This window comes from Bacillus sp. AFS001701 (genome assembly GCF_002559405.1).
Classification (GTDB): Bacteria; Bacillota; Bacilli; order Bacillales; family Bacillaceae_G; genus Gottfriedia.
Genome location: NZ_NTZO01000615.1, coordinates 1 through 867, shown reverse-complemented (window position 1 = coordinate 867; position 867 = coordinate 1). Strand labels below are relative to the sequence as shown.

Annotated in this window: 1 pseudogene; it reads left to right on the top strand. The window is 30.7% G+C overall.

From position 1 onward, the window contains the following. Positions 1 to 705, top strand: a pseudogene (locus tag CN514_RS24090) (carboxypeptidase M32); the annotation flags it as partial. Positions 706 to 867: the final 162 nt, after the last annotated feature.

Genomic DNA, 867 nt, shown 5'->3' with positions numbered 1-867 from the left:
CATGCACTATATGAGCAAAATTTATCATCGAATTTAATTGGGACACCATTATGTGAAGGTGCATCGATGGGAATTCACGAGTCTCAATCACTATTCTTTGAAAATATGATTGGAAGAAGTAAAGAATTTTGGGAAGCTCAGTATGAAAATTTAATTGCAAAAACTGGAGATTATTTTAAAAATTTATCGGTAGAAGAATTTTATAAAGCAATAAACCATAGTGAGCCTTCGTTAATACGAATTGAAGCGGACGAATGTACATACCCATTGCATATAATGGTTCGATATGAAATTGAAAAAGAACTGTTTGATGGTGATTTACAAGTAAAGGATTTGCCAAAAGTATGGACTGATAAAATGGAAGAATACTTGGGAATCGTTCCATCAAACGATCGAGAAGGCGTTCTACAAGATGTTCACTGGGCAGGTGGAGATTTTGGTTATTTTCCTTCGTATGCATTAGGTGCGATGTATGCAGCACAGTTTAAGCATAAAATGAAACAGGATTTAAGCGATTATGAAACGATCTTAAAAAGCGGCGAGATTCATCAAATTGTTAATTGGCTAACCCTTAATATTCACCAATATGGAAAACTAAAAGAACCAAAAGAATTATTAGTAGATGTTACAGGTGAAGAGTTAAATGTAAAATACTTTATTGATTACTTAGAAGATAAATACTCTAAATTGTATAATCTAGTTTAATCGGATTCGTGTGGATGGAGGTTGTTAAGAACCTCCCCATACTCATTGTTAAAGAAAAAATAAATAAATGATTAATTCCAAGTTATTATTTTTTTATGTTTTTTTAATAAGTTCAAAGAATAGACATATTTAGATATTTAATAAATTACTTTTTTATAGTAT